Consider the following 18310-nt stretch of genomic DNA (forward strand, 5'->3'; position numbering starts at 1 on the left):
CCGGCACGAGTCCCCCCTCTTCGATCGACTACTCGGTGTGCAGGGTAGTCCGTCTCGTCACCCGCACCTATCATCATCGCGACTCATCGGCCATTGCTAGGGGAACTGCGTGAGCACTGCACTGCGAGGTGGGCAACGGCTCGACGAGCCGGTGATGCCTGGCGGGCAGATCGTCCTGCAGCCACCGCCGGAGATCCAGGAGAACGAGGGCGCGAGCGGCGTCCTGATGAACGCCATCCCGATGCTGGGAAGCCTGGGTTCCATCGTGCTCGTGGCGACCATGGGCACCGGCGGCAACAAGACCCGCAGCTTCCTGGCAGCCGGCATGTTCCTCTTCGCCACCCTCGGCTTCATCATCGTGCAGATCGACCGCCAGCGTAAGCAGCGAGCCCAGCAGGTCACCGGCTCGCGCACGGAGTACCTCCGCTACCTCGCGCACATCCGCGAGGTGGCCCGCAACGCGGCCGACCAGCAACGTCGTGCCCTCAGCTGGCACCACCCCGAGCCGAGCGCCCTGCCCTCGCTGGCGGAGGAGCGCACCCGACTGTGGGAGCACGGACCGGGTGACAGCAACTTCCTCCACGTCCGCTACGGCTTGTGCGCCCAACCGCTGTCGCTGGAGCTGGTCCCGCCCGAGAGCGCTCCGGTCGACCAGGTCGACCCGGCGGCGGCCTCGGCCCTGCACCGGCTGCTGGTGGTCCATCGTCTCCAGCCCAACCTGCCGGCCTCGATCGACCTGAGGGCCTTCGACCGCATCGAGCTGTGCGGGCCCGAGGAGGACGCCCGCTCTGCCGCCCGCGCGATGCTCTGCTCGGCGACGGCCTTCCACAACCCGGATCAGCTCGTCGTGGCCGTGCTCAGCTCCGAGGCCAACCTCACCCACTGGGACTGGGTCAAGTGGCTGCCCCACGCCCGGAGCACCCGCGAGGCGGACGCAGTCGGCCCGCGCCGCATGGTCGCGACCTCGATCGACGACCTGGGCAACCTGCTCCCGCCCGACCTCAGCGACCGGCCGCGCTTCGGTGCCGACGAACGCCAGCCCACGCCCCACATCCTGTTGGTGATCGACGGCGGACACCTGCCACCCGGCAACCACGTCGTCCCGCCGGACGGCCTGCACGGCGTCACGCTGCTCGACATGCCCTCGCGCTGGGACGAGCTCGAGGACTCCACCCGCCTGCGACTCCAGTTCGCCGGTGGTCGCCCCGAGCTCGAGAAGCTGCCCGTGCTCGGTGTGCGGGTGCGCGAGGAGCCGGTCAAGGCGCTGATCGACCAGTGCGACCTCGCCACCGCCGAGGCCTTCGCCCGCCGCATCGCACCGCTGAAGACCATCAGCGCCGACGCCTCTTCCGGCACAGCCGTCGACATCACCTCGGCGAACCCCGACCACATGGAGCTGCTCGGCCTCGGTGACATCCACACCTTCGACCCGACGAGCTCATGGCGACCGCGACCGGCACGCGATCGGCTGCGGGTGCCCATCGGCATCGGCGACTCGGGCGGCCTCATCCACCTGGACATCAAGGAGTCGGCGCAGCAGGGCATGGGACCGCACGGTCTGTGCATCGGCGCGACCGGGTCCGGCAAGTCGGAGTTCCTGCGGACGCTCGTGCTCGGCCTGGTCATGACGCACTCCCCCGACCAGCTCAACCTCGTCCTCGTCGACTTCAAGGGTGGGGCGACCTTTTCCGGCATGTCCGACATGCCGCACGTCTCGGCGGTCATCACCAACCTGGCCAACGAGCTCACTCTCGTCGACCGCATGCAGGACGCCCTCTCCGGCGAGATGGTGCGTCGCCAGGAGCTCCTGCGCGACGCCGGCAACTATGCCTCGGTGCGCGACTACGAGAAGGCCCGCGCGAACGGCGAGGACCTCGCACCCATGCCGTCCCTGTTCATCGTGGTCGACGAGTTCTCCGAGATGCTCTCCGCCAAGCCGGAGTTCATCGACCTCTTCGTCGCCATCGGCCGCCTGGGCCGGTCGCTGGGGTTGCACCTGCTGCTCGCGTCCCAACGACTCGAGGAGGGTCGGCTGCGTGGCCTCGAGTCGCACCTGTCCTACCGAGTCGGTCTGCGCACCTTCTCCGCCGCGGAGTCGCGAGGGGTCCTGGGCGTCCCGGATGCCTACGAGCTCCCGGCGGTGCCCGGTCTCGGCTACCTGAAGCCGGACCAGTCGACCCTGCTGCGGTTCAAGGCGGCGTACGTGTCCGGACCTCCCAGCGGCCGGGCCCGGGTCTCGCGCGACGAGGGCGGGCACGTCCGCGGCATCCTGCCGTTCACCATCTCCGAGGTGCTCGCACTCGAGCCGCTGGAGACCGATGACGTCGTGGCGCCGCTGCCGACCCAGCAGGGCGAGCAGGCCTCCTTGCTCGACATCGCCGTCGACCGGATGATCGGTGTCGGCAACCCCGCCCACCAGGTGTGGCTCCCGCCGCTCGACATCCCCGACACCCTCGACGAGCTCATGCCCGACCTCGCCGAGGACCCCGAGCTCGGCCTCATCTCGCACCAGTGGCGCTCCATCAACGGCCTGGTCGTCCCCCTCGGCACCGTGGACCGGCCTCGCGAGCAGCGGCGCGACACGATGACCCTCAACCTCTCCGGGGCCGCCGGACACGTGGCCGTGATCGGAGGCCCGCGCTCGGGCAAGAGCACCCTGCTGCGCACGATCGTGACCAGCATGGGCCTGGTCACCACCCCGGCAGAGTCCCAGTTCTTCGTGCTCGACTTCGGTGGTGGCACGTTCACGCCGCTGGCCCGCTTCCCGCACGTGTCGGGCGTGGCCACGCGTTCGGAGCCCGATGTCGTACGCCGCGTGGTCGCCGAGATCCAGGGCGTCGTCGACCGTCGGGAGGCCTACTTCCGCGAGCACGGCATCGACTCCATCGAGACCTACCGGACCCGCCGGGCCCAGGGTCGCGCCGACGACGGCTGGGGCGACGTGTTCCTTGTCATCGACGGGTGGGGCACCCTGCGCGCCGAGTTCGACGACCTCGAGCTGGAGCTCCAGCAGCTCGCCGGACGTGGCCTGACATTCGGTCTCCACATCATCGCCGCCTCCACCCGTTGGGCGGACTTCCGAGCCGCGATGCGTGACGTCTTCGGCTCCAAGCTGGAGCTGCGCCTCGGTGACGCGATCGACTCCGAGATCGACCGCAAGGTCGCCGCGCTGGTGCCCACCGGCCGACCCGGTCGGGGTCTGGTGCCCAGCAAGCTGCACTTCCTCGGGGCGCTGCCCCGTGTCGACGGCGACGGCGACGCGTCGACTCTCGGCGACGGCGTCGACGACCTGGTCGAGCGCGCCAATGCGGCGTGGAAGGGCGCACCCGGGCCCAAGCTGCGCCTGCTGCCCGAGCTGGTCAGCCTGGACAAGATCCGCGAGGACGCCGTACGCCGAAAGATCGACGAGAAGCGCATCCTGATCGGCATCAACGAGAAGGAGCTTGCGCCCGTCGCGATCGACGTGATGGCCGAGCCGCACCTGCTGATCTACGGCGACGGCCAGTCGGGCAAGAGCGCGCTGCTGCGCAACTACGTCCAGGAGGTGATGCGCACCCGCACGCCGAAGGAGGCGCAGATCGTCATCGTGGACTACCGCCGCTCACTGCTGGGCGAGGTGCCCGACGAATACCTCCTCAACTACCTGACGTCCTCGACCCAGGCCACGCCCACGCTCAAGGACATCGCGACCTACCTCGAGAGCCGGATCCCCGGCCCCGACGTCACTCCCGAGCAGTTGCGCAACCGGACGTGGTGGACAGGCGCGGAGGTGTTCGTCGTGGTCGACGACTACGACCTCGTCGCCACCCAGCAGTCCTCCCCGGTCCAGTCGCTGCAGCCGCTGATGGCGCAGGCGCGCGACACCGGCCTGCACCTCGTCGTGGCCCGCCGTGTCGGTGGCGCCTCGCGGGCGTCCTACGAGCCCGTCCTGCAGTCCATGCGCGACCTGGCCATGCCCGGGGTGCTGCTCTCGGGTCCGCGCGACGAGGGTGCCCTGATCGGCAACCTCCGGCCGCAGCCTGCGCCGCCCGGGCGGGCCCGCGTCGTCACCCGGGACAAGGGCATCGAGGTCGCTCAGCTGGCGTGGACCGACCCGACGATGTGAGCCGGGCCGGGCCCGGCCTGGCTGCCTTGCCCACCCGCCAGGTCAGCGTCGGCCGGACTTGAACATCCCGCGCGCCACCTCGCGCGCCGCCGTACGCATGAAGTCCTTGAAGGCCGTCGACTTCACGACGTCCATCACGAGGCCGTCGTCGTCCTTCTTGGACTGTCGAGTGACACGCTCGGCCTTCTGCTCGCGGGCCATGTCCTTGACCTCGGCGTCCTCGGCGGCCTTGCGCGCACCTTCCTCCAGCTTGGCGGCCAGCTTCTCGCGGGCGGACTCGCGGTCGACCTCCTCGGCATACTTCGCATACAGGGGCGAGGCCCGTACGGCGGCCTCCATGTCGGCGGACGGTGCGGGGTCCATTAACGACTCGGGTGCGCGCAGCCGGGTCCAGGCCACTGGGGTGGGGGCGCCGCGCTCGTTCATCACGGTCACGACCGCCTCCCCGATGCCGAGGCTGGTGATGACCTCGCCGAGGTCGTAGGAGGAGCTCGGGTAGGTGTTGACCGTCTGCTTGAGCGCCTTGGCGTCGTTGGGGGTGTGGGCGCGCAGCTGGTGCTGGATGCGCGAGCCGAGCTGGGCGAGCACCTCGTCGGGCACGTCGGTAGGGCTCTGGGTCACGAAGAACACCCCGACCCCCTTGGAGCGGATCAGCCGGACCGTCTGGGCGATCTGGTCCAGGAACGCCTCGGAGGCGTCGTTGAAGAGGAGGTGCGCCTCGTCGAAGAAGAACACCAGCTTGGGCTTGTCCAGGTCGCCCTCCTCCGGCAGGTCGTGGAAGAGGTCCGCCAGCATCCACATCAGGAAGGTCGAGAAGAGCGCCGGCCGGTCCTGGAGGTTGGGCAGCTCCAGCAGGCTGATGATCCCGCGGCCGTCCTCGGTCGTGCGGAGGAACTCCTTCGTCTCGAACTCGGGCTCGCCGAAGAACGCGTCGGCTCCGTGGGCCTCGAAGGCGATCAGCTCGCGGAGGATGACGCCCGCCGTCTGGCTGGAGACGCCGCCGATGGACTTCAGCTCGGCCTTTCCCTGGGCGTCGCCGGTGAGGTACTGCAGGACCGCCCGCAGGTCGGCGAGGTCGAGCAGGGGCAGGCCCGCCTGGTCGCAGTAGTAGAAGACCAGTCCCAGCGAGGACTCCTGGGTGTCGTTGAGGCCCAGCACCTTGGCGAGCAGGGTCGGCCCGAACGCGCTCATCGTGACACGCACAGGTATGCCGATGCCCTGGCCACCGATGGCGTAGAACTCGGTCGGGAAGCCGGTCGCGATCCACTGCTGGCCCACCGAGGCCGCGCGGGCGGTGACCTTCTCGCCCCCCTCACCGGGGACGCTCAGACCCGACAGGTCGCCCTTGATGTCGGCCGCGAAGACCGGCACACCCTGGGCGCTGAGCTGCTCGGTCAGGAGTTGCAGGGTCTTGGTCTTGCCGGTGCCGGTCGCGCCCGCGACCAGGCCGTGGCGGTTGAGCATCGCCAGCGGGATCCGGATGCGCACGTCGGACAGCTCATCGGTGCTCAGCATCAGGCCACCGAGCTCCAGGGCAGCGCCCTCGAAGGCGTAGCCCGAGGCGACAGCAGAGGCGACCGGGTCCGCCTCGACGGACGGGGACGCGGGAGCCGGGTCGGGAGTCTGGGTCATGTCCAGAGCGTATCCAGCGGCTCGCTCCCCACGCACCGGCGAGGAAGCGGTCCGCCAGGTGGCGTCATATAGTCGCGCCGTGATCTTCAAGCGGGTGGGCGAGGGGCGGCCCTACCCCGCCCATGCCCTGGAACCACGCGACTGGGCCAAGATCCCCCCTCGCCAGATCCGCATCGACCAGCTGATCACCACCAAGGACACCTTGCACCTCGCGGCCCTCCTGGACGAGGACTCGACGTTCTACGGCGATCTCTTCGCGCACGTGGTCGAGTGGCGAGGCGATCTCTACCTGGAGGACGGCCTGCACCGGGCGCTGCGCGCCGCGCTCCACCAGCGCAACATCCTGCATGCCCGGGTCCACGAGGTGGGGGACTGATGACCGCGTCCCTGCGATCAGCGCTGACCCTGCTGGTCCTGTCACTCCTGCTCGTGATCGCGGCCGTGTGGGGGTGGCAGGCAGCCACGCAGCCGTTCCCCAGCTCGGCTCCGGCGCCGCTGTGCACCGAGACCACGGTGCGCACGGGCGACCGGGTCTCCAGCGAGCAGGTGGCCGTCAGCGTCTACAACGGCAGCGACCGCAACGGTCTGGCCGGCGCCACGTTGGAGCAGCTCGAGGAGCGCGGCTTCGTCGCGGCCGACAGCGACAACGCGCCCGCGAAGGTCGCCGGCGTCGCCGAGATCTGGTCGGACGAGCCGCGCAACGCCGCCGTACGCCTCGTGGCTCGTCAGTTCAAGGGCGCCAAGATCGTCTCCGGTGAGCAGCTCGGCCGCGGGATCATCGTGGTGGTCGGGGAGTCCTTCACGCGCCTGAAGAAGCCGGTGGTCGAGTCGGTCACGGCCGTCGAGTCGTCGACGTTCTGCAGCCCGCCCGAGAGCAGGTAGACCGACTCCCCCAGAGGTCACTCCCGCTTCTTCGGCTCCTGCACCCACTGGGCGAGCCGGCCACCGGATGACACCTGACGCAGCCGTTCCTCGGTGGCGAACCGCAGCCTGCGGGGGGCCACCACGAGCAGGTCGTCGCCGTGCCGCAGGACCGTACGCCGCTCGGGGACCAACGTCTCGCCCTGCCTGATCACCATCGAGACCGAGGCTCCTGGCGGGAGCCGCAGCTCGCCCACCTCGACACCGTGCATCCGGGAGGAGGGCTCGATCGTCACCTGCAGCAGGTCCGCCGCCACCCGGTCCAGCGGAGCGGCCTCCACGTCCAGGCCGCGCGGCTCCGAGCGACGAGCCACTCCCAGCAGGCGCGAGACCCACGGCAGGGTGGGACCGGTCAGCACGGTGTAGATGACCACCATCACGAAGACGATGTCGAAGAGCACGTCGGCCTCGTCCACGCCCTCGGCGAGCGGGATGGTGGTGAGGACGATCGGTACGGCGCCGCGCAGCCCTGCCCACGAGATGAACGACAGCTCGCGCCACGGCATCGGCTGGACCACCGAGCTGATCATCACTGACAGCGGGCGTGCCACGACGGTGAGCAGCAGACCCGTGACCAGGGCCATGCCGACGATGTCGAGGGTGATGCGGCTCGGGGACAGCAACAGCCCGAGCATGACGAACAGCCCGATCTGGGCGAGCGAGGCGACGCCCTCGGCGAACGACCGGGTCGCCGCCCGGTGCGGCAGCTCCTGGTTGCCCAGGATCAGCGCTGCGACATACACCGCGGCGAAGCCCGAGGCATGGATGGCGGCAGCGCCTCCGTAGGCCAGGAACGCCAGGCACAGCACGGCCAACGGGTAGAGACCCGAGGACGGGAGGGCGATCCGGCGCATCACCCAGGCGCCGGCCATGCCGACGACGACCCCGATCAGTGCTCCGACGACGAGCTCGAAGACGATCGTGGCCCCCACGGTCAGCACGCCGCTCTCCGCGGCCGCTCCGGTGGAGATGATGGTGACGAGCACGACGGTGGGGGCGTCGTTGAGGCCGGACTCGGCCTCGAGTGCCCCGGTGAGCCGCTTGGGCAGCGGCACGACGCGGAGCACGGAGAACACCGCCGCGGCATCGGTGGGCGAGCACACCGCACCCAGCAGGATGGCCAGCTCCCACGGCAGGCCGAGCAGGTAGTGAGCACCCGCTGCGACCACGGCCACGGAGATCGTCGCCAGCGAGACGCCGAGGCGGATCGAGGGGCGCATCTCACGCCAGCTGGTGGTCAGCCCGCCCTCGGCGAGGATCAGGGCGAGGGCCCCGAACCCGAGGGCATGGGCGAGCTGCGCGTCCTCGAACTGGACGCCCAGACCCGACTCCCCCAGCAGCACGCCCAGGAGGAGGTAGAAGAGCAGGCTGGGAAGCCCGACGCTCGCCGAGAGCCGCACCGCCAGGATGGCGACCAAGGTGACCAGCGATCCCACGAGCAGGAACGTGTCGAGCTGGTGGACGTCGAAGGTCACGGCCACCTCGCTCTTCGTCTACTCGGCTCGGGTGCCGATCCTATCGGTGCTCAGGGGCCTGCCCAGCGCGCGTGCGGCTCGGGCGACCACGCCCAGTTGAAACGTTGTTGAACTCGCGGGTTTGGGACGGCTGCGCCCGGGTAGAGGCAGGGGGAAGTGCAGCAAGGGACGAGGGAGGGTGTGTCATGTACGGCGATTCCGCCGCATCGCGTCGACGTGTGGCCCAGTTGCGAGAGCAGAGTGGCGACATCCGAGCAGCCGCCGACCGACTGGTGTCCCAGGCCGAGAGCGTCCCGTGGCGCGGGCGGGCCGCGGAGGCGATGCGCGTGCGGATCAAGGAGCGGGCGCAGCACCTTCGTGTCGCCGCCGCTCATCACGAGACCGCCGCCGACTCCCTCGGCCGGCACGTCACCGAGATCGACACCCGCAAGGACGCGATCGAGGCGATCGAGCTGAAGGCCGCCGCGCTCATCCGAGACGCACAGTCGCGCACAGCTGCACTCGAGGCCGCCGATGACGGTCGCGAACCCGCCCAGGAAGACGCCGTGCTCGTCGCCTTCGTCCCCCCTCCAGCCGGTCACAAGGACTGGCTGGACGTCGAGCTGCCAGGACTCTGACATGGTGACCATCGACCTGACCACGCCCCCGCCGTTGGCGGCGAGCTTCTTGGACGGCCTGCCCCGGCGCCTGACCCTCACCCTGCCCGAGCTGCGTCATGCCGCACATCTGGCCGGTGACGCACCCCTGCCGTTCGACCTCGCCGAGCCAGCAGAGACGTCGTCCGCCAGCCTCGAGGGTCGCCTCGGCCAGTCCCGGGGCAGCATCGAGGACACCGCGTACGCCGCAGCGCTGGCTTCCCTCCACGAGGCTGACGAGACCCTGCGGCATCGAGGCCTGATCACCGACGACGGCGTCGACCCCGGCATCACCGGCGCCATCGGCCTTCTCGCCACACCCACCCTGGCCCTCGACATCGACGTGTCCGCCGGCAACTCCCACGTCAAGGCGTGGCACCGGCAGGCAGGCAACGCCGTTGCCACCCTCGCAACCTGTGACGGGATCGTCTTCGAGCTCGCCTGGTTCGCCACCGACCAGTGGCCCGCCGAGCTCTCCCGGGCGGCAGCCATCCCGGGCGACGTCTCGCTCAGCGAGAGCTCGGTGCCCGAGGAGATCGACCTGCCCTTCCAGCTCGTGGACGCCGTCGGCGAGGCGCTGCGGTCCGGTCGAGCAGACCTGGTCCCCGTGCTGCTGAGCCAGCACGGTGAAGGCATCGTCGACGGCGAGTCCCGACCGATCAACGACACCGAGGCCGGCACCGCCGTTGCCGCCATCCACACCGAGGGCCAGGGACGGCTCCGCGTGCTGGCCGCCCGCGTCTCCGCGGACGAGACGACCAAGGTCGGACTCGTCTCGTGGGTGCTGGTCGCCGACGGCTGGCACTCCTTGCGCCCCCATCAGGCGCAGGACGCCTCCCGGCTCCGCGTCCGACGGATCTCCCCTGCCGACCTCGCCACTGAGCTGGCCCCCATCCTTGCCCAGGTGACCGCATGACCAACGACTCGACCACCGTCTCGAAGATCCCCGTCCCGAGCGAGCGCCGCGGGGTGTCGGACGCCGCGGCCGACGCCGACAAATACCACCAGATGCTCGCGCTGGCGGACGTCTTCGACGCCGCCGGCGCCGACATGCGTGGCCGCGCCCGACTCGGCACCGAGATCCTGTCCGATCCCGACGTCGCCGAGAGCGCCGATCTGTCGACGGCGACCTTCGCGCAGGCCGAGGAGGACATCCGGGCGGCGACGACCGGCAAGCAGGGGCTCCTCACCCGTTCGATCGAGCTCGACGCCGACGCGCTCGTGGTCCGAGCCACCGTCCTGACCTACCGCTGGATCGACGAGCTCCAGGAAGCAGCCTTCAAGACTCTCGGCTCGATCGCCGGGCGCGCCATCGGCTACCTCGCCCCTGAGGTTGCCCTCGGTGGCGCGATCGTGTCCGCCGGCCTGATCGAGACCGACGCACTCGACCGCGACGGCGTGGCCGCCTACCTCAACGAGCTGGCCGAGAGCAATCCCGACCTGATGGACCACATGGCCGACAGCGGTGGCCTCCTCGAAGGCATGCAGATGCGGTCCCTCCTCACCGCCGGGGTGCTGGCCACCGACAGCGGCGGCGCCGTTGCGCGTGGCGGACTCCGCGCACTCGGCATCGAGCCCTTCGAGGCCGACGCCACATCAGCCCTGCGCGACGCTGCCGCAGGGCTCGTCGAGAGCACGTCGGACGAGCCGGGCGGCGCCGCGAAGGGCGAGTCAGCGCCGCCGACCTCGATCGAGCAGCTGATGACGAACCTCGTGTCCGCTGATCGTCGGATCAGCGTCCAACGCACGGGGGCCGGGCGCTACATCGCCTACCTCCCCGGCAACAGGGCTCATGAGGGTGGCCGGCTGCGGCTGGTCGGGGCCGACAACTCCGCCTACGTCCGTCAGGTCGTCCGCGCCATCGAGCAGACGATCGAGCAGACCGTCCAGGAGGGCGAGAACCCCCGGGTCATGCTCGTCGGTTCCTCGTTCGGCGGCGCCGCGGCCGCAGAGATCGCGGCAGGTGCCCGCTCGGAGTCCTTCGTCGTCGACCAGGTCATCACCATCGGCGCACCGGCCGCCCAGGTGCCGTCCATCCCGATGCAGACCCGGGTGCTGTCGCTGGAGGACCGGGCGGACCCGGTCGCCCTGCTGGGCTCCTTGATCAACGCTGCGGTCGACAACCGTGTCACCGTCATCTACGACGGTGCCGCAGGGGGACCGGAGACCTATGTCGTGGGCGGCCGGGCCGCGGACGAGGCCGATCACCCCGGACTGCAGGCCGAGATCCGGCGCATCCAGGAGCTCGGCTACCTCGCTGGGTGAGCTGGGTCAGCGAGCCCGCAGCGTGGCGGTCTCTCCCAACGAGATCGCGGAGACGAACTCCTCGAGCTGGGTCAGGTTCCGGCACTCGACCATGGGCACGATCTCGCCGTACGCCGGGGCGACGCTGTCGCCGGTGCCCCAGTGCCGGGGGTGCTCAGGGTTGAGCCACCACGCGTGCCGGACCGACGACACGAGCTCGCGGAGCACCGGCAGGGCAAGGTCGCTGTAGTTGGACCGCGCGTCGCCCAGGATCAACAACGACGTCTTCGGGCCCAGCGCGTCCGCGTGCTCCTCCGCGAAGGTCGTGAGTGCACGTCCGTAGTTCGTCCGCCCCCACAACGCCGCATGGGCAGTGCTCGCGGCCAGATTCTCCATCACCTCGACCACGTCACCGCCCGGGGTGAAGTGTGCGGTGACCTCGTGGACGTGGTCGACGAAGGTGAAGGCGCGCACCTTGTGGAACTGCTCGCGGAGGGCAAAGACCAGCAGCAGGGTGAACTGGGCGAAGTTGGCGACCGAGCCGCTGACGTCGCACAGCACGACCAGCTCCGTGCGGTGAGGACGCTTCGGCCGGTGGCGGGTCTCCAGCGGGACGCCGCCCGTGGACAGGGACGAGCGCACCGTCCGCCTGAAGTCGAGCGCGCCGCCACGGCGAGCATGCTGCTGCTTCGTCAAGCGGGTCGCCAGGCGCCGGGCGAGGGGATAGATCTCCCGCCTCATCTCCTCCAGGTCGCTGCGACGGGCGGCGGTGAAGTCGAGCCGGTCGATCGTCGGCCTGATGACCACCTTGGCGACGTGCTCCGGTCCCTTCTCCTCCGCGATGCGGCGTCGCGCGTCTCCCTCGACGAGCCGGGTGAACCGGCCGACACGGCGACCGGCGAGTCGCTCGGCGTCCTCCTCGGTCATGCCTCGCGCGAGCAGACCGGCCACGATCTGGTCGACGAGCTGTTCCGCCGATACCCGCTGTAGGGCGGAGTACGCCGACCAGCTCGACAACCCCGCGCCGCGACCCGGCATGGCGCCGAACCGGCCGACGGCCTCGACCGCCAGGTCCTGGAGCCGCTGCCCTCCCGACGCCGCCTCCTCGAGGAGCGCCTGGGCCAGCTCGTCGCGGAAGCGGGCGAGGTCCGCCCCGGTGTCGCGCGGGCCGCCTCGCTCCGACTCGTCATCGGTGGCCCGGTCGGCGGCGGAGTCGGCGGCGACCCCAGCACCTATGAGGCGCGGGAAGTAGAGGTCGAAGATCGCGTCGAAGGTGACCCGCTGGGCGTGCTTCTTGACCAGCGTTGCGGCGTACGCGGTCCGCACCACCTCACGGTCGTGCCACCCGATCCGGCGCATGGCGCTGATCGCATCGAGTCCCTCGGCGAGGGAGACCGGCAGGCCCGCCGCCCGCAACGCCTCGACGAAGCCGATGTGGGTGTCGAGCAGCGTCACCGGGCGGCCAGCCTCAGTTCCTTGATCGCCCGCGTGTGGTCGGAGGCGTGCTTGAGGACCACGCCCAGCGTCCGTCGGACGGCTTCCTCGTCGAGGCTGCCGATCTCGAGGGCGATGAGGGTGCGTGCCCAGTCGACGGACTCGGCGATCGAGGGTGCCTTCTTCAGCTCGAGCTCGCGCAGCCGTCCCACGACCTCGACCAGCTGGGCTGCCACAGCGGGGTCGAGTCCCGGCACCTGGGAGGTGATGATCTCCCGCTCGCGCTGGGCGTCGGGGTAGTCGAGGTGGAGGTAGAGGCAGCGACGCTTCACGGCCTCGGAGAGCTCCCGGGTCGCATTGGAGGTGAGGACGACGAACGGGCGACGCGTCGCCGCCACGGTGCCGAGCTCGGGGATGGTGACCTGGAAGTCGGAGAGCACCTCGAGCAGGAGCCCCTCGACCTCGACGTCGGTCTTGTCGACCTCGTCGATGAGCAGCACCGTCGGCTCTGCGCGCCGGATCGCGGTCAGGAGCGGCCTCGTCAGCAGGAACTCGTCGGTGAAGATGTCATCGTGGGTCTCGCTCCAGGCTTGATCACCGGTGCTGGCCTGGATCCTGAGCAGCTGCTTCTTGTAGTTCCACTCGTACAACGCCCGGGCCTCGTCGAGACCCTCGTAGCACTGCAAGCGGATCAGCTCGGCGCCCGTGGCGCGCGCCACCGCCTTGGCCAGCTCGGTCTTCCCGACACCGGCGGGCCCTTCCACGAGCAGCGGCTTCTCGAGGGCGCCGGCGAGGTAGGAGGTCGTCGCGGTCGGTCCGTCGGCAAGGTAGCCGGCCGCGTGCAGTCGGGCGCTCGCGTCGTCGGGATTGCTGAACCAGGTCACCCGGCGGAGCCTACTTCGCCCGCGCGGTCGCGGGCCTGGCAGCCGCCACACCCGGCCGACGCCCCCTCAGCAAGGCTCGCTTCGCTTCGCCTGGCAGAGGGGGCGGGATTCGAACCCGCGGTAGGTCTCCCTACGACCGCTTTCAAGGCGGTTCCGATCGGCCGCTCCGGCACCCCTCCTCGCCGAACCATGGAGCGCAGCGAGCTGGTTCGGCGAGGAGGAATATACCGGCGGCGGAGCCGCACGTCGCTTCAGGGCCCTCAGGGCGGAGATCTACTCGGAGCCGCCCAGTTCCAGCTCGACGTCGTCGTAGGCCATGTCGCGCAGCCGCTGCAGGTGGTGGTTGATGTCGGTCAGCAGGCGCAGTCCCTGGTTGCGCACATCCTCCAGGTCGGGGCATTGGAGCACCTCGGGCTCGAGCTGACCGATGCGGGCGAGCAGCGCACGGCGTTCGCGCAGCGCCGTCCCGCGTCGGGCGCTCAACCAGGCGTCGTCGGGGTGCTCGGACTCCAGCATGAGGAGGGCGCGGACCGCCTTCATCTGCTGTCTGACGGTCCAGCGCCAGTTGCCGGCGACGACCCCCGGACCGCGAGGGGAGTCGAGCGCGCGGTGCAGCTCGCTCAGGGCGGTGGCTGCACTTGTCATCGATGCCCCTCGCTCCGGAGAATGCGGCGGATGTGTTCCTCCGAGTGTGACGTGCGTCACTCTCAGAGGCAAGGCTGGATTGGCGCAACCCTCACGCTCCTGTGTTCAATCGTCCCGTGCCCACCGTCTACCGCGTCGCCCCGGCTGTGGCCGCGCGACTGATGGGCCTGCTACTGCTGGCGATCGCGGCGCTGGTCTTCCTCACGACGGCTCTCGTCGCCCTGCTCGACCTCCCCACCGCGATCATGCTCATCCCCGTTGTCCTGGGGTTGGTCGTGCTCACCGCGGCCGCCGTCACGTTCACGCGCCGCGGGTGGATCGTGCGCCTGACCCACGAGGGCTATCGCGTGCAGTGGGTCCGCGGAGTCGGTGTCGCCACCGCGCGGTGGACCGATGTGGAGGACGCCGTCACGACGACCCTGGTGGGCTCACCCGTCGTCCAGCTCCGCCTGCGTAGCGGCCGGTCGACCACGATCCCGGTGGAGATGATGGCGGGTGACCGGGAGGCGTTCGTACGCGACCTGCAGCGCCACCTCCAGGCGGCGCAGGGGCTCCGACCCATCTGATCTGATCCCAGCACGATCCCAGCACGATCCCAGCACGATCCCAACCCCGATCGCAGGTGCGCACTCGCGTAGCGACGCTCCGGGTGCGATTCGGCAAAGGCTCGGCGCGGCTAGTAACCTCATCCCTGCTCGTCCAACGGGGCGAGCATGGAGGCGTCGCCTAGTCCGGTTTATGGCGCCCGCCTGCTAAGCGGGTTCAGGTTAATCCCTGTCGGGGGTTCAAATCCCCCCGCCTCCGCCAGCCGACAGTCGGATCCCCTGGGTCCGGCTGTCGCTCATTTCGCCTCCCCCCGCGGGCCGGGAGTTGCTCGACAAGGTTTGCGAGATGCTGCAGATGCACAGATTCGCACCCCGAGCGGTGGTGCGTCTGGGCGTTCCTCGCGCGAGAATGAACACTGGCCTCGATCAGGCCCATGAGACAAGAGGTGGAAAGAACGATGAACACCCCACGCCGCATCGCTGCTGCAATCCTGACCGCTGCCCTCTCCCTCAGTGTCGTCGGCGCCGTCGCCACCCCGGCCGACGCCAAGATCGGCACGTCAGGTGGCACGTCATCCCTAAGGGTCCCCGACACCACCTGGCCGTGATCACAGACACCGGCGCCTGAGCGGCGTCGGCACCCCGGGTCGGGGTCGGGTCGGACCCCACCCGTGGGTCAGTCTCGCCCCGTCACGCCACGCCGGCCCATCTCGTAGCCGAGCTGGAAGCGCGACTCGACCTCGAACTCCTGCTTGAGCTCCGAGACGTAGCCGGCATAGGTCCGCGGACTGACCCCGAGGCGAGCTGCGCCGTTCGGGTCCGAGTGGCCACCGATGAGCATCCGGATCGTCATCGCCCGCTGCTCGTCTGCAATGTCTCGCACCACCGGGGTGTCTCGGTTGGTGAAGGGGCGCGCTCGCTCCCAGGACCGCTCGAAGATGTCGACCAGGTAGGCGATGAGGGACGGTTCGCGCACCGCCAACGCCATGTCCTCTCCCTCACGGCCCGGGATGATCGCGATCCGTCGGTCGACCACGATCAGCCGGTTGAAGAACTCGTCGAGCGTGCGGACCTGCGCTCCTTCGGGCGTGACTGCGGCGACGTACTTCGCAGTGGCGACTGAGCGGCGCGCGGCGTGCTGGTAGAGGGTGCGCATCTTGATCCCCCGGCGCAGCGCTGCGACCTCGCGCTCGATCGCCTCCGGCAGCTGCTTCACCGCCCGGTCGGTCTGCGGTTGGGCCGTCAACAGCTCTTCGGACGCATCAGCGACGACAGCCTTGATGTAGGCCCTGATCGCGTCGCCCCGGAGCTCGGAGAACGGGCCGCGGAGCGCCTCGGGAGACCGCCGCCACGCCTGGGAGAGACCGCCGAAGGCCTTCGCCCACTGGGCGGACTCGGCGATCAGCTCAGCGCCCTTCTGCCCGAGCGGGGAGACGACACGGGACTGCACGATCGACGGGTCGACGGGCAGCCACCGACCCTCGGACCTGTCGAGGGCGACGAGCCCCATTTCCTTCAGCATCTCGAACGCCTCGGCGGCCGCACCGCTCCCGCTGATGCGCTCATCATCTGGAGGCGCGCCCCCCTCGGCCACGAGGCTCTCGTAGAGGGCGGTGGCCGTCGCCTCGAACACTGCACGTTGCTCTGGCCCGTATGTCACACCTCAACCTCCCACAGGATGCAGGCCGGGCGTAGCACCCGAACGGGCAACTCGCCTCGAGGCCACTCGGTTGCCTTGCGCACTGACGCCTCCGGCCCATCGGATCCAGGGATCACGACGGGCCGGAGCAGGTGGTGCCGGGTGGGTCAGACGCCGAGGCGCTGCTTCAGCCCGTCCAGCTCGGTCCACAACACGGCCGGCAGGTCATCGCCGAACTTCTCGAACCACTCGGTGATCTGCGGGATCTCGGCCTTCCACTCCTCCACGTCGACCGCCAGCGCGGCAGCGAGAGCCTCGGGGGTCACGTCAAGACCATCGATGTCCAGAGCGCCGGGAGCTGGCACGTGCCCGATCGGCGTCTCGACCGAGGCAGCCTGCCCCTCGAGCCGCTCGATGACCCACTTGAGCACGCGCGAGTTCTCGCCGAAGCCCGGCCACAGGAAGCCGCCGTCCTGGTCGCGACGGAACCAGTTGACGTAGAAGATCCGCGGCATCTTGGACTCGTCGTTGTCCTTGGCCATGTTGATCCAGTGGCTGAAGTAGTCACCGGCGTTGTAGCCGATGAACGGCAGCATCGCCATCGGGTCGCGGCGTACGACGCCCACGGCACCCACGGCCGCGGCGGTCGTCTCAGAGGACAGCGTGGCTCCCATGAAGGTGCCGTGCGTCCAGTCGCGCGCCTCGGTCACCAAGGGGATGGTGGTCTTGCGGCGTCCGCCGAAGAGGATCGCGTCGATCGGCACGCCGCGCGGGTCTTCGTATTCAGCAGCGAGCATGTCGCACTGCTTGATCGGGGTGCAGTAGCGGCTGTTGGGGTGGCTGGACAGCTCGTCGCTGTCCGGGGTCCACGGCTCGCCCTTCCAGGAAGTCGCGCGTTCCGGAGTATTTTCCAGGCCCTCCCACCACACGTCGCCGCTCTCGGTGAGCGCGACGTTGGTGAAGACCGAGTTGCCCTTGTTGATGGTGGCCATCGCGTTGGGGTTGGTGTGCTCGTTGGTGCCGGGTGCGACACCGAAGAAGCCGAACTCCGGGTTGACCGCCCAGAGGCGGCCGTCTTCCCCGATGCGCATCCAGGCGATGTCGTCGCCGATGGCCTCGACCTTCCATCCCGGGATGGTGGGCTGGAGCATCGCGAGGTTGGTCTTGCCGCAGGCACTCGGGAAGGCCGCGGCGATGTACTTGGTGACGCCGGCGGGCGAGGTGAGCTTGAGGATGAGCATGTGCTCGGCCATCCACCCCTCGTCGCGCGCCATCACGCTGGCGATGCGGAGCGCGTAGCACTTCTTGCCGAGCAGCGCGTTGCCGCCGTACCCGGAACCGAAGCTCCAGATCATCCGCTCCTCGGGGAACTGGACGATGTACTTGGTGTCGTTGCACGGCCACGCGACGTCGGGCTCACCCTCGGCCAGCGGCTTGCCGACCGAGTGCAGCGCCGGGACCCACTGGACGTCCCCTGCACCACCGTTGTCGAGCTCTTCGATCCGCTTCAGCACCTCGCTACCCATGCGCGCCATCACGCGCATCGAGACAGTGACGTAGGCGGAGTCGGTGAGCTCCACGCCGAACATCGGCTTCTCGGCGTCGAGGTGACCCATGACGAAGGGGATGACATACATCGTCCGGCCCTTCATGCAGCCGGCGTAGAGCCCGCGCATGAGGTCCTTCATCTCCGCTGGGTCCATCCAGTTGTTGGTGGGCCCGCAGTCCTTCTCGTCGACCGAGCAGATGTAGGTGCGGTCCTCGACGCGCGCCACGTCGGTGGGGTCGGAGGCCGCGTAGAACGAGTTGGGCTTGATCTCAGGGTTCAGCCGGGTGAAGGTGCCCGTGCCCTCGAGCGCCGCGGTGAGCTGCACCCACTCCTCGTCGGAGCCGGTGCACCAGTGGATGTTGTCGGGCTGGGTGAGCTCGGCGATCTCGTTGACCCAGGCCAGGATTCCCTGGTGGGTCGTCGGGGCCGAAGTGTCTGTGGTGGCTGTCATGCCTGCAGTTTCCCTCTCGCGCATTCGCGGCGGTCGCCCCAAATTGATGGGAGGCGCCTCCGGCCGTCGAACCCGTCGACGGTGGTGTCGTGGAGTGTGTGTTCGGTCCCGTCCGGCTTCGTTGCGGCGACGGTTGCTCGAGGCTAACGTC

At 69.7% G+C, this 18310-nt stretch carries 15 protein-coding genes and 2 tRNA genes; 9 read left to right on the forward strand and 8 right to left on the reverse strand.

The features are described 5' to 3' along the window. The first annotated feature begins 109 nt into the window (after positions 1-109). Positions 110-4105 carry a type VII secretion protein EccCa gene (gene eccCa / locus VNJ48_RS16450; protein WP_325604030.1) on the forward strand — a complete coding sequence of 1332 codons (3996 nt, stop codon included), beginning with the start codon at positions 110-112 and terminating at the stop codon, positions 4103-4105. A gap of 42 nt (positions 4106-4147) precedes the next feature. On the opposite strand, the gene VNJ48_RS16455 is transcribed toward eccCa, so the two are convergent. After that, positions 4148-5737 carry a helicase HerA-like domain-containing protein gene (locus VNJ48_RS16455; RefSeq protein ID WP_325604031.1) on the reverse strand — a complete coding sequence of 530 codons (1590 nt, stop codon included), beginning with the start codon at positions 5735-5737 and terminating at the stop codon, positions 4148-4150. Between the two features lie 79 nt (positions 5738-5816). Between VNJ48_RS16455 and VNJ48_RS16460 the strand changes: the two genes are divergently transcribed. Both VNJ48_RS16460 and VNJ48_RS16465 read left to right on the forward strand, forming a co-directional pair. Beyond that, entirely contained in the window at positions 5817-6113 is a 297-nt protein-coding gene (locus VNJ48_RS16460; RefSeq protein WP_325604032.1) for a type II toxin-antitoxin system VapB family antitoxin, read from the forward strand. Then, a complete protein-coding gene (locus VNJ48_RS16465; protein WP_325604034.1) occupies positions 6113-6619 on the forward strand; it encodes a LytR C-terminal domain-containing protein in 507 nt (168 codons plus the stop codon). Before VNJ48_RS16460 ends, VNJ48_RS16465 begins: the two co-directional genes overlap by 1 nt. A gap of 17 nt (positions 6620-6636) precedes the next feature. Here the strand turns inward: VNJ48_RS16465 and VNJ48_RS16470 are convergent, their stop codons facing one another. Then, entirely contained in the window at positions 6637-8133 is a 1497-nt protein-coding gene (locus tag VNJ48_RS16470; protein ID WP_325604036.1) for a potassium/proton antiporter, read from the reverse strand. 218 nt (positions 8134-8351) lie between these two features. On the opposite strand from VNJ48_RS16470, the gene VNJ48_RS16475 reads away from it, so the two are divergent. Genes VNJ48_RS16475 through VNJ48_RS16485 form a run of 3 tightly spaced genes read left to right on the forward strand, consistent with a single transcriptional unit; the run spans position 8352 to position 11033 of the window. Then, complete coding sequence (locus VNJ48_RS16475; protein WP_325604038.1) at positions 8352-8750, forward strand: hypothetical protein; 399 nt, start codon at positions 8352-8354, stop codon at positions 8748-8750. Between the two features lies 1 nt (position 8751). Then, entirely contained in the window at positions 8752-9684 is a 933-nt protein-coding gene (locus VNJ48_RS16480; RefSeq protein ID WP_325604039.1) for a hypothetical protein, read from the forward strand. Beyond that, positions 9681-11033: a hypothetical protein gene (locus VNJ48_RS16485; RefSeq protein ID WP_325604041.1), complete on the forward strand. Its 1353-nt coding sequence runs from the start codon at positions 9681-9683 to the stop codon at positions 11031-11033. Before VNJ48_RS16480 ends, VNJ48_RS16485 begins: the two co-directional genes overlap by 4 nt. A 6-nt stretch (positions 11034-11039) precedes the next feature. On the opposite strand, the gene VNJ48_RS16490 is transcribed toward VNJ48_RS16485, so the two are convergent. The 4 genes from VNJ48_RS16490 to VNJ48_RS16505 form a co-directional block, all read right to left on the reverse strand. Then, entirely contained in the window at positions 11040-12467 is a 1428-nt protein-coding gene (locus VNJ48_RS16490) for a vWA domain-containing protein (RefSeq protein WP_325604044.1), read from the reverse strand. Beyond that, a complete protein-coding gene (locus tag VNJ48_RS16495) occupies positions 12464-13330 on the reverse strand; it encodes a MoxR family ATPase (protein ID WP_325604046.1) in 867 nt (288 codons plus the stop codon). The genes VNJ48_RS16490 and VNJ48_RS16495 overlap by 4 nt, the downstream gene beginning before the upstream one ends. A gap of 91 nt (positions 13331-13421) precedes the next feature. Beyond that, positions 13422-13509 (reverse strand) — tRNA-Ser (locus tag VNJ48_RS16500). 94 nt (positions 13510-13603) lie between these two features. Next, positions 13604-13975: a hypothetical protein gene (locus VNJ48_RS16505; protein ID WP_325604048.1), complete on the reverse strand. Its 372-nt coding sequence runs from the start codon at positions 13973-13975 to the stop codon at positions 13604-13606. A 116-nt stretch (positions 13976-14091) separates the two neighbouring features. Between VNJ48_RS16505 and VNJ48_RS16510 the strand changes: the two genes are divergently transcribed. From VNJ48_RS16510 to VNJ48_RS16520, 3 genes are all read left to right on the forward strand, one after another. Continuing rightward, the gene (locus VNJ48_RS16510) at positions 14092-14541 is read left to right on the forward strand and encodes a hypothetical protein (RefSeq protein ID WP_325604050.1); all 450 of its coding nucleotides are present in this window, start codon (positions 14092-14094) and stop codon (positions 14539-14541) included. A 149-nt stretch (positions 14542-14690) separates the two neighbouring features. Continuing rightward, positions 14691-14782 (forward strand) — tRNA-Ser (locus VNJ48_RS16515). Between the two features lie 196 nt (positions 14783-14978). Beyond that, a complete protein-coding gene (locus tag VNJ48_RS16520; RefSeq protein WP_325604052.1) occupies positions 14979-15128 on the forward strand; it encodes a hypothetical protein in 150 nt (49 codons plus the stop codon). A gap of 68 nt (positions 15129-15196) precedes the next feature. Here VNJ48_RS16520 and VNJ48_RS16525 read toward each other — a convergent pair whose 3' ends face one another. Further along, complete coding sequence (locus VNJ48_RS16525) at positions 15197-16180, reverse strand: LuxR family transcriptional regulator (RefSeq protein ID WP_325604055.1); 984 nt, start codon at positions 16178-16180, stop codon at positions 15197-15199. Positions 16181-16326: 146 nt separating this feature from the next. After that, a complete protein-coding gene (locus tag VNJ48_RS16530; RefSeq protein ID WP_325604057.1) occupies positions 16327-18159 on the reverse strand; it encodes a phosphoenolpyruvate carboxykinase (GTP) in 1833 nt (610 codons plus the stop codon). Positions 18160-18310 lie beyond the last annotated feature (151 nt).

The sequence above is a fragment of the Nocardioides sp. genome (assembly GCF_035576065.1).
Lineage (GTDB): Bacteria > Actinomycetota > Actinomycetes > Propionibacteriales > Nocardioidaceae > Nocardioides.

What these genes read in the sequence shown, in the direction of transcription:
- VNJ48_RS16455 (WP_325604031.1), bottom strand. Translation starts at nt 5,737, where the DNA reads ATGACCCAGACTCCCGACCCGGCTCCCGCGTCCCCGTCCGTCGAGGCG.
- VNJ48_RS16465 (WP_325604034.1), top strand. Translation starts at nt 6,113, where the DNA reads ATGACCGCGTCCCTGCGATCAGCGCTGACCCTGCTGGTCCTGTCACTC.
- VNJ48_RS16480 (WP_325604039.1), top strand. Translation starts at nt 8,752, where the DNA reads ATGGTGACCATCGACCTGACCACGCCCCCGCCGTTGGCGGCGAGCTTC.
- VNJ48_RS16485 (WP_325604041.1), top strand. Translation starts at nt 9,681, where the DNA reads ATGACCAACGACTCGACCACCGTCTCGAAGATCCCCGTCCCGAGCGAG.
- VNJ48_RS16505 (WP_325604048.1), bottom strand. Translation starts at nt 13,975, where the DNA reads ATGACAAGTGCAGCCACCGCCCTGAGCGAGCTGCACCGCGCGCTCGAC.
- VNJ48_RS16520 (WP_325604052.1), top strand. Translation starts at nt 14,979, where the DNA reads ATGAACACCCCACGCCGCATCGCTGCTGCAATCCTGACCGCTGCCCTC.
- VNJ48_RS16530 (WP_325604057.1), bottom strand. Translation starts at nt 18,159, where the DNA reads ATGACAGCCACCACAGACACTTCGGCCCCGACGACCCACCAGGGAATC.